This window comes from Vibrio algicola (assembly GCF_009601765.2).
GTDB classification, from domain to species: Bacteria; Pseudomonadota; Gammaproteobacteria; order Enterobacterales; family Vibrionaceae; genus Vibrio; species Vibrio algicola.
In genome coordinates this window covers 2508708-2518765 of sequence record NZ_CP045699.1, presented here as the reverse complement: position 1 = coordinate 2518765, position 10058 = coordinate 2508708, and the positions used below count along the sequence as shown (strand labels likewise).

Here is a 10058-nt window from a genome sequence, read left to right as displayed (position 1 = left end):
GCATTGATTGCCTAATTAAAACTACTGATCACACCTTATCCCATGATTATCCTCAGTCATTAATTCTTCGGTTGAACTCAGTTGTGGTTTTCTGGTCTGTTAATAGTCAATTATCATTTTATTAAGCATAGATTTGGCATAACTATCTGATTACAATCCCCTCTTCGATTGTATTCATTCATTATTAACATCCTCATTTAAGGATACCTTTAGAAAGGAATAAAGCATTATGATCAGCCGATCATCTTTTCGTTTAACCTCGAAGCATTTTCTTGGCAAGGTTTGGCAGCTGTCTAAACCTTATTGGCAATCAGAAGAAAAAGGCATCGCATGGGCGTTATTAATTGCCATTATTTGCTTAAACCTTGGCATGGTATATATGTCCGTTATTCTCAATAAATGGAATTCTGATTTTTATAATGCCCTACAGCAACTCGATAAAGACGCTTTTACCCATCTAATACTTAAATTTTCGCTGATCGCCGCCATTTTTATTGCGATTGCGGTGTATCGAATTTACCTCAATATGATGTTGCAGTTGCGTTGGCGCCGCTGGTTAACTAATGCCTATTTTTCTGATTGGCTAAGTGATCGATCGTTTTTTCAATTAGAACTGGGACAAACAGATTCCGATAACCCCGATCAACGTATTGCGGAAGATATCGATCAGTTTACCAGTGACACATTAAGCCTTTCATTAGGGTTATTAAATTCGGTGGTCACACTCGCCTCTTTTATTACCATTTTATGGGGCTTGTCCTCTCCGCTTACTTTCCATCTATCTGGCCATGCAATCACCATTCCCGGTTTTATGGTTTGGGCGGCGTTAGCTTATGCTGTTGTCGGCAGTTTTATTATGCATAAAATAGGTAAACCATTAATTAATCTTAATTTTATGCAACAAAAGTTTGAAGCGGATTTTCGTTATTCTATGGTGCGTTTACGAGAAAACTCGGAAGGTATCGCTTTATATCAAGGCGAAGCGAAAGAACGCGATCAACTTGAAACCCGCTTTAGTCATGTATGGAAGAACACTTGGCAGATCATGCGTAAACAAAAGCAGGTGGTGGGTTTTAATAGTGGTTATAACCAAATAGCGATTATTTTTCCGCTGATGATCGCCGCCCCAAGCTTCTTTTCTGGCGTGATAAAACTAGGCGGGTTGATGCAAATTAACAACGCCTTTGGCCAAGTGATGGGGGCGGTCAGCTGGTTTGTCGATTCTTATGCCAACCTCGCCAGTTGGAAAGCCAGTGTCGATCGTTTAACCACTTATAATGACGATATGCACTTAACCAAGACTCAAGTTCAACAAAGTGAATTAAGCGTTACTGCCAATCAGGATAATAAATTAACCCTGCACAATACCAAGATCACCTTACCGACAGGCCAAGTGATCAGTCAGATAGAGGATCTCAGCTTAATTGCGGGTCAACACACCTTGATCAGCGGTAAATCAGGCATTGGTAAGAGTACCCTGCTCAAAATCATTGCTGGCATTTGGCCTTATTCATCTGGTCAGGTTAGCACGCCGCAACATTGCTTGTTCTTGCCGCAAAAACCGTATTTACCGATAGGTTCGCTGCGTGAGGTGTTGTGTTACCCCAATGTCGAGCTTAAAGCCGATGATCAACGCTTAAAGCAGTTATTAAAAGACTGTCACTTAGAACAATTTAGTCATGATCTCGATTGTAGCCAACACTGGGCACATATTATGTCGCCGGGTGAGCAGCAACGTATTGCGATTGTGCGCGCTTTGGTTCAGCAACCGGATTGGCTATTTCTAGATGAAGCGACCTCTTCTTTGGATGAAACAACCGAAGCAGCGATGTATCAATTGCTCAAGCTGCAACTGCCAGATACCACTCTTGTTAGTATTGCTCATCGCGCGAAAGTGGCGGATTACCATCTATATCATTTGCATGCAGAGTCGATTGAAGGGCAAATCCAGTGGCAATTTAGTCCACAGCTTTAATTTTAATGATCAAGGCTAAATAATACGCGAAAGCGAGAAGAACAAAGCTATACTAAGCACCAGTGGCTTGTATAGCTTTGTATATAAGGTGTGAGTAAAAAATGATCTTAGGATGATCCTTGCACTTGTTAATAGAAACCGTATAATCCGCACACAGATTTTTAGGCCAATGGGTTTTTTATTCAGCACAAAAATACTGTTTAATAAGCCTCGTAACCATTGACTATTTGCGAGTCAATGATTACAATTCCGCCTCTTTGTTGAGAGGTGTCGGATAAAACATCTCACACCGGGTTTAACAAGAACCTATAAACTACTGATCAGTAAAGGTAATTACCATGAAACGCACTTTTCAACCTACTGTTCTTAAACGTAAACGTACTCACGGCTTCCGTGCTCGTATGGCTACTAAGAACGGTCGTAAAACAATTAATGCACGTCGTGCAAAAGGCCGTAAGCGCCTTTCAAAGTAATTCTTGAATTATTTTGACTAAGTCTACTTTTACTCGGGAGTTACGTTTGTTAACTCCCGAGCATTATCAAAACGTCTTTCAGCAAGCTCATCGAGCAGGCTCCCCTCATTTCACTATTATCGCTCGCAATAATACACTCTCCCATCCAAGACTTGGATTAGCCGTTCCCAAAAAACAAATCAAAACCGCCGTTGGTCGTAACCGTTTTAAACGTATCGCTCGTGAAAGTTTTCGTTTACAACAACACAACCTACCTGGTAAAGATTTTGTGGTAATTGCAAAAAAGAGTGCTCAAGATTTGAGTAACGAAGAAGTTTTTAAAATATTTGAGAAGTTATGGCATCGCCTGTCTCGCCCTTATCGTGGTTAGCTATTGGTTTAATCAATCTGTATAAAGGATTGATCAGCCCTTTAATTGGCCCTCGATGTCGATTTACGCCAACATGTTCCACTTATGCTATTGAAGCAATAAAGGAACATGGTTGTGTAAAAGGGTGTTGTTTATCAGGCAAACGTTTATGTAAATGCCATCCTTTACATGCTGGGGGATATGACCCTGTCCCACCAAATCAAAAACACGACAGAGAAAAATAACAATGGATTCTCAACGTAATATTCTGTTAATCGCTTTTGCTTTAATCAGTTTTTTGCTGTTCCAACAATGGAACAACAAAGACAATCAGCCCGTACCTGCTCCGGTACATCAGGCTCAAACTGATACTAGTTTGCCGAATGACCCAGCCCAAGTAGCAGCTGATCCATTATCTTCTCAGCATGCGAAAACGCTTCCTGCCGCGAATACGATTAAAGTTCACACTGATGTGTTGGATCTTGAAATCAACCCTGTCGGTGGTGACGTTGTTTCAGCGAAATTAAATCAATACGCCGCTGAACTAAAAACGAAAGATTCTTTCGTTTTACTAAAAGACACACCAGATCATGAGTATATTGCTCAAAGTGGTCTAGTTGGCCCACAAGGTTTTGAAATGAGCGGCAACAAACGCCCACATTATCAAACCAGTGCCGAGTCTTTTGCTTTAGCTGATGGCCAAAAAGAATTACGCATTCCATTAACCTATTCAGCTAATGGCATCGCATACACTAAAACCTTTATCATTAAGCGTAACAGCTATGCGGTTGACGTGGTTTACAGCATTAATAACCAATCGGGCCAAGATGCGACTGTCGGTATGTATGCGCGTTTACGTCAAACTATGGTTAAAGGCGGTGGTCACGTTGGCATGCCAGTTTATACTGGTGGTGCATTCTCAACCTCTGATACCAAATACAAAAAATACAAATTTGATGAAATGAAAGACAAAAACCTAGATGTCAAAATTACTGACGGACAAGGTTGGGTTGCGATGTTGCAACACTATTTCACTTCAGCTTGGATCCCACGTGACCAGAAAAATTCAGTGCTTTACTCTCGCGTAAGCGGTGATGTGGCTGATATCGGTTTCCGTACTGCGAACAAGGTGATCCCAAACAACCAAACATCGGAACTTAAAGCGACGCTTTGGGCTGGTCCTAAACTTCAAGATCAAATGGCGGCAACAGCCCCTCACCTTGACTTGGTAGTGGATTACGGTTGGTTATGGTTTATCGCAAAACCACTTCACTCATTGCTTTCATTTATTCAAAGCTTTGTAGGTAACTGGGGTATCGCGATTATCCTACTGACGTTTATGGTTCGTGGTGCAATGTACCCACTGACTAAAGCTCAGTACACTTCAATGGCTAAAATGCGTATGCTGCAACCAAAAATTGCCGCTATGAAAGAACGTTGTGGTGATGACCGTCAACGTGTTAGCCAAGAAATGATGGCGATGTATAAAGAAGAGAAGGTAAACCCACTTGGTGGTTGTTTCCCTATTATTCTTCAAATGCCTATCTTCATTGCACTTTACTGGGCATTGATGGAATCGGTTGAATTACGTCACTCACCATTCTTTGGTTGGATCCACGATTTATCTGCACAAGACCCGTACTACATCTTGCCAGTATTGATGGGTATCTCAATGTTGATCATCCAGAAGATGAGCCCAACAACCGTTACCGATCCAATGCAGCAGAAAATGATGATGTTTATGCCACTTATCTTCATCTTCTTCTTCTTATGGTTCCCATCTGGTTTGGTTCTTTACTACCTAATGTCGAACATCGTGACCTTGGTACAACAAACGTTGATCTACCGAGCACTAGAGAAAAAAGGCTTACACTCTAAGAAAAGCAAAAAGTAATCCTTAGAGCGAGTAACCAATAACACGAAGGCGACCTCTATGGTCGCCTTTTGCTTTATCTAGATTTAACCGATAATCTATTTATACCAATTCCGTAAATTTAATGATCGTTCAAAATTGAGTACAGAGAAAAGTGTCAAAGGCCATGGATGGCCTTTTCTCAAGCGACCAAGGATGGATCAGCGCCTTTTCGGCGTATTCAAATTGAACAAATATTAAATGAAATTGGTATTACGCCCATTATCGTTAATATCTAACCAACAATATGGATAGAACCGTATTGGGTATTATTATTTCATTTTCATCTTTCATTGGTTTTATTATGACAACAGAGACAATCGTAGCTCAAGCCACCGCCCTCGGTCGAGGTGGTGTCGGTATCATCCGAGTATCAGGACCAAAAGCCACACAGGTTGCTCAGGAAGTACTGGGGCGAGCGGTGAAACCACGTTATGCCGAATACTTACCGTTTAAAGATGAAGATGGTAAACAGCTAGACCAAGGCATCGCGCTATTCTTCCCTAACCCACATTCCTTTACCGGTGAAGATGTATTAGAACTACAAGGTCATGGCGGCCCTGTGGTCATGGATATGCTGATCCGACGCATTTTAAAAATTGAAGGTATCCGAGCTGCCCGCCCAGGTGAATTCTCTGAACGCGCATTCTTAAACGATAAAATCGATTTAACACAAGCCGAAGCAATTGCTGATTTAATAGATGCCAGTTCAGAAGAAGCGGCCAAATCTGCGCTTAATTCTCTGCAAGGTGAGTTTTCTGGCCGCATCAATAAACTGGTCGATTCATTGATCTACTTGCGCATTTATGTCGAAGCGGCGATTGATTTTCCAGAAGAAGAAATCGACTTTTTAGCCGATGGTAAAGTCAGCAGCGATTTGCAAGCCATCATAGATAATCTCGCCGCAGTGCGCAAAGAAGCCAACCAAGGTGCCATCATTCGTGAAGGTATGAAAGTGGTTATCGCTGGTCGTCCTAATGCCGGTAAATCAAGCCTATTAAACGCATTATCAGGCAAAGACTCCGCTATTGTGACCGATATTGCAGGTACCACCCGTGACGTGTTACGCGAGCATATACACATCGACGGTATGCCATTGCATATTATTGACACTGCGGGGTTACGCGAAGCCTCCGACGAAGTGGAAAGAATTGGCATCGAACGCGCATGGGAAGAAATAGCCCAAGCAGATCGAGTGCTATTTATGGTCGATGGCACCAGCACAGATGCCACTGATCCTAAAGAAATTTGGCCTGATTTTGCCGAACGCTTGCCCGACAATATAGGCATGACAGTGATCCGCAATAAAGCCGATCAAACGGGTGAAGGACTGGGGATTTGCCATGTTAATAATCCGACCTTGATCCGCCTATCAGCCAAAACTGGTCAAGGTATCGATGCCTTGCGCGAGCATTTAAAATCTTGCATGGGCTTTGCTGGTGGTAATGAAGGCAGCTTTATGGCGCGTCGTCGTCACCTAGAAGCACTGGATAACGCCGCTCAGCACCTAGACATAGGTCAGCAGCAACTTGAAGGTTATATGGCAGGAGAGATCTTGGCAGAAGAGCTTAGGATCACTCAGCAGTACCTAAATGAGATCACGGGTGAGTTTAGTTCAGATGATCTTTTAGGCCGTATTTTCTCGTCTTTTTGTATTGGTAAATAAGCCAAATAAAGACTAACAGCCCCTAGATTTATCTGAAAAATAGCCTTTAATATCCCGTGCTCAACAGTGGTTGAGCGCGGAATTTTTTTGCTTATTGGTCCACGAATTAACAATAATAATTCGCAATTTCCTCGCCAAAATTCTACTATTTCCGCTTATTTATAAGTAATACCAAGGAACGTTATGATCCACATTATTACCGGAAGCACACTCGGTGGTGCCGAATATGTCGGCGATCATTTAAGTGATATTCTGATCGCACAAGGGCTACAAACTACCATCCATAACCAACCAAAGCTGCCTGAAATAGAAGCAAAAGGGATCTGGTTGGTGATAACCTCAACTCATGGTGCTGGCGATTATCCTGATAATATTCAACCATTTATTGATAGCTTGAAAACAGCACCGCCTCGCATGTCTGAGGTTTCTTTTGCCGTTATCGCAATTGGTGATTCCAGCTACGATACCTTCTGTGGCGCAGGTAAAGACGCCAGAGCAACGCTATTAGATATTGGTGGAAAAGAGCTTTGTCCAGCGTTAGAAATAGACATATTAACCACTTCCGTCGCTGAAGATCCGGCTGAAGAATGGCTCAATCACCACCTTAATGCCTTCACTGATAGCTAAAAAGGCCGCTATTTTTTACTACGATTCCTGTTTATGACCAAGTTTGTGATACCACATCTTGGTCATTTTTTACTTTCAGGTTGTTCATTAGTAAACTGTTTGCTCAAAAAACACCCAAACGGCGTGTGCATAAGTGGGTCTTTATCCTGTGTTTCTAACCTTGTTATCCACTTAATAACTTATAAAAAAGATCGAGCTGTGGATAAGTAGCTATTTTGATCCCAGCTAATACCCAAAAAGATCCAAGCTAGATCACAGGAAAGGATCCTTCTAAACACCATGATCTTTAAGATCATTTCTCGGTTATCCCCAAGATCGTGCTTGCTTAATAATAGATCTAATAAAAGATCTATATAAAGATCTTATATATATTAAAGCCTTTGAGCCCTTTATTTAATTAGATAAATAGATTCTTTCTTCCCTTGAAAAAAGGTAGAATAGCGCTCCATTTATTTATCGATCATTAAACGGATGATCATCAATTGAACTCGAGGTCTGATCATGTTTTATCACGAAAACTTTGACGTCATAGTCGTCGGTGGTGGTCATGCAGGAACGGAAGCTGCGCTGGCATCAGCACGCACCGGTCAAAAAACATTACTGCTTACTCACAATATCGACACTTTAGGCCAAATGTCTTGCAATCCTGCCATTGGCGGAATTGGCAAAGGACACCTAGTCAAAGAAGTGGATGCTTTGGGTGGATTAATGGCTCAAGCTATTGATAAATCTGGTATTCAATTTAGAACGCTTAATGCCTCTAAAGGTCCAGCAGTACGAGCAACTCGAGCTCAAGCCGATCGATTATTATATAAAACCGCAGTACGTCAAACACTTGAAAATCAACCGAATTTAACCTTGTTCCAACAAGCGGTTGATGACTTGATCGTGGAAGGATCGCAAGTGGTTGGGGTTGTAACTCAAATGGGGCTTAAATTCAAAGCTCAAGCTGTGGTGTTAACCGTAGGGACTTTCCTTGGTGGTAAGATCCATATTGGTTTAGAAAACTTTTCTGGTGGTCGCGCTGGAGATCCACCGTCGATCGCCTTGGCCAATCGACTGCGAGATCTTCCATTTAGAGTTGATCGTCTTAAAACCGGTACGCCACCTCGTATTGATGCGCGTACGGTTGATCTTTCTCGCCTTGAGCAACAACATGGTGATACCCCGATCCCTGTTTTTTCGTTTATGGGAAGTAAACAGGATCACCCTGAACAAATTCCATGTTTTATTACTCACACCAATGAAAAAACCCATGATGTGATCCGTAATAACTTAGATCGTAGCCCAATGTATTCTGGGGTTATCGAAGGCATTGGTCCACGCTACTGCCCATCGATTGAAGATAAAGTGATGCGCTTTGCTGATAAAAACAGCCATCAGATCTTTATTGAGCCGGAAGGACTGACTACCACAGAATTATACCCAAATGGTATTTCGACCAGTTTGCCATTCGATGTGCAAGTGAAAATTGTTCAATCCATGAATGGTTTTGAGAATGCTCAGATCATGCGTCCAGGTTATGCGATTGAATACGATTTCTTTGATCCGCGTGATTTAAAACAAAGTTATGAAACCAAGTTTATTAATGGCTTGTTCTTCGCAGGACAAATTAACGGTACCACGGGTTATGAAGAAGCGGCAGCGCAAGGCTTAATGGCCGGCCTGAATGCGTCCTTGTATACCCAAGGCAAAGAGGCTTGGAGCCCACGTCGTGACCAAGCTTACATGGGCGTGTTGATCGATGATTTATCCACTATGGGCACCAAAGAACCGTACCGTATGTTTACCTCTCGCGCCGAATATCGTTTGTTATTGCGCGAAGATAACGCTGACTTACGTTTAACCGAACAAGGTCGTGAGTTAGGTTTGGTCGATGATGCTCGTTGGGCGCGTTTCAATCAAAAAGTTGAAAATATCGAACAAGAACGTCAACGTCTCAAAGATATTTGGGTTAATCCAAAATCTGAAAATATTGAACAATTGAATCAACTGTTAAAAACGCCGATCACGCGTGAAGCGAATGGTGAAGATCTTTTACGTCGTCCTGAAATGACCTACGATAAATTAACCAGCTTAGAAGTATTTGCGGCGCAAGTCGATGATCAACAAGCCACTGAGCAAGTTGAGATCCAAGTGAAATATCAAGGCTATATTCAGCGTCAACAAGACGAAATTGATAAATCACTGCGTCATGAAAACACCAAACTGCCATTCGATTTAGATTATTCGGTGGTGAAAGGTTTATCCAATGAAGTGGTGATGAAGTTAAGCAATGCCAAACCAGAAACTATCGGTATTGCATCGCGCATTTCAGGTATTACTCCAGCCGCGATTTCTATTTTGTTGGTGCATTTAAAGAAACAAGGCCTGTTAAAAAAAGGTGATGCGGCATGAATCGCAATTTAATCAATAATAATTTACGCATTAAGCTGGATTCATTATTGTCTCAAACCGACTTAGTGGTCAGTGAATTACAGCGTGACCAATTGGTTGGTTATGTCGTGATGCTGGATAAATGGAATAAAGCCTACAACCTGACATCGGTGCGTAACCCTATGGATATGTTAGTCAAACATATCCTAGATAGCGCCGTGGTTAGCCCTCACTTGGTTGGATCCCGTTTCATTGATGTGGGTACAGGCCCAGGTTTACCTGGTATTCCACTGGCTATTTTAAACCCTGAAAGTGACTTTACGTTGCTCGATAGTTTAGGTAAGCGAATTCGTTTTATTAAGCAAGTTGTGCATGAACTTGCCATCACCAATGTGACGCCGGTGCAAAGCCGTGTAGAAGAATTCGATCCTGAGCAAGGTTTTGATGGCGTGATCAGTCGTGCTTTTGCTTCCATTACTGATATGGTTGAGTGGTGTCATCACTTACCTAAGCAAGATAGTGGTATTTTCCTTGCGCTAAAAGGTCAATTGCCTGAAGATGAAATCGATCAATTACCCGCACAGTTTGCCGTGATTGAAGTTAAGGTACTGCAAGTTCCAGAGTTAGAGGGTGACCGTCACTTGGTCTTGTTGGAAAAACGGGCATTATAACGAGGTAAT

General features: G+C 42.1%; 9 protein-coding genes. All 9 read left to right on the top strand.

Going from position 1 to position 10058, the window contains the following annotated elements:
- The first annotated feature begins 229 nt into the window (after positions 1 to 229).
- The 9 genes from GFB47_RS11530 to rsmG all read left to right on the top strand — a co-directional run bounded on the left by GFB47_RS11530 (position 230) and on the right by rsmG (position 10049).
- Complete coding sequence (locus tag GFB47_RS11530) at positions 230 to 1975, top strand: ABC transporter ATP-binding protein/permease (RefSeq protein ID WP_153448087.1); 1746 nt, start codon at positions 230 to 232, stop codon at positions 1973 to 1975.
- Positions 1976 to 2313: 338 nt separating this feature from the next.
- The gene (gene rpmH, locus GFB47_RS11525) at positions 2314 to 2448 is read left to right on the top strand and encodes a 50S ribosomal protein L34 (RefSeq protein WP_017024264.1); all 135 of its coding nucleotides are present in this window, start codon (positions 2314 to 2316) and stop codon (positions 2446 to 2448) included.
- A gap of 46 nt (positions 2449 to 2494) precedes the next feature.
- Positions 2495 to 2818 (top strand): ribonuclease P protein component, encoded by a 324-nt coding sequence (rnpA, locus tag GFB47_RS11520; protein WP_233282246.1) that lies wholly within the window; start codon positions 2495 to 2497, stop codon positions 2816 to 2818.
- Positions 2785 to 3042 (top strand): membrane protein insertion efficiency factor YidD, encoded by a 258-nt coding sequence (gene yidD / locus GFB47_RS11515; RefSeq protein WP_153448085.1) that lies wholly within the window; start codon positions 2785 to 2787, stop codon positions 3040 to 3042. The genes rnpA and yidD overlap by 34 nt, the downstream gene beginning before the upstream one ends.
- Positions 3043 to 3044: 2 nt before the next feature.
- A complete protein-coding gene (gene yidC / locus GFB47_RS11510; RefSeq protein WP_153448084.1) occupies positions 3045 to 4691 on the top strand; it encodes a membrane protein insertase YidC in 1647 nt (548 codons plus the stop codon).
- A gap of 322 nt (positions 4692 to 5013) precedes the next feature.
- Positions 5014 to 6375: a tRNA uridine-5-carboxymethylaminomethyl(34) synthesis GTPase MnmE gene (mnmE, locus tag GFB47_RS11505; RefSeq protein ID WP_153448083.1), complete on the top strand. Its 1362-nt coding sequence runs from the start codon at positions 5014 to 5016 to the stop codon at positions 6373 to 6375.
- Positions 6376 to 6558: 183 nt separating this feature from the next.
- Entirely contained in the window at positions 6559 to 7002 is a 444-nt protein-coding gene (gene mioC, locus GFB47_RS11500; protein ID WP_153448082.1) for an FMN-binding protein MioC, read from the top strand.
- A gap of 501 nt (positions 7003 to 7503) precedes the next feature.
- The gene (mnmG, locus tag GFB47_RS11495) at positions 7504 to 9399 is read left to right on the top strand and encodes a tRNA uridine-5-carboxymethylaminomethyl(34) synthesis enzyme MnmG (protein ID WP_153448081.1); all 1896 of its coding nucleotides are present in this window, start codon (positions 7504 to 7506) and stop codon (positions 9397 to 9399) included.
- Positions 9396 to 10049 (top strand): 16S rRNA (guanine(527)-N(7))-methyltransferase RsmG, encoded by a 654-nt coding sequence (gene rsmG / locus GFB47_RS11490; protein ID WP_153448080.1) that lies wholly within the window; start codon positions 9396 to 9398, stop codon positions 10047 to 10049. The genes mnmG and rsmG overlap by 4 nt, the downstream gene beginning before the upstream one ends.
- Positions 10050 to 10058: the final 9 nt, after the last annotated feature.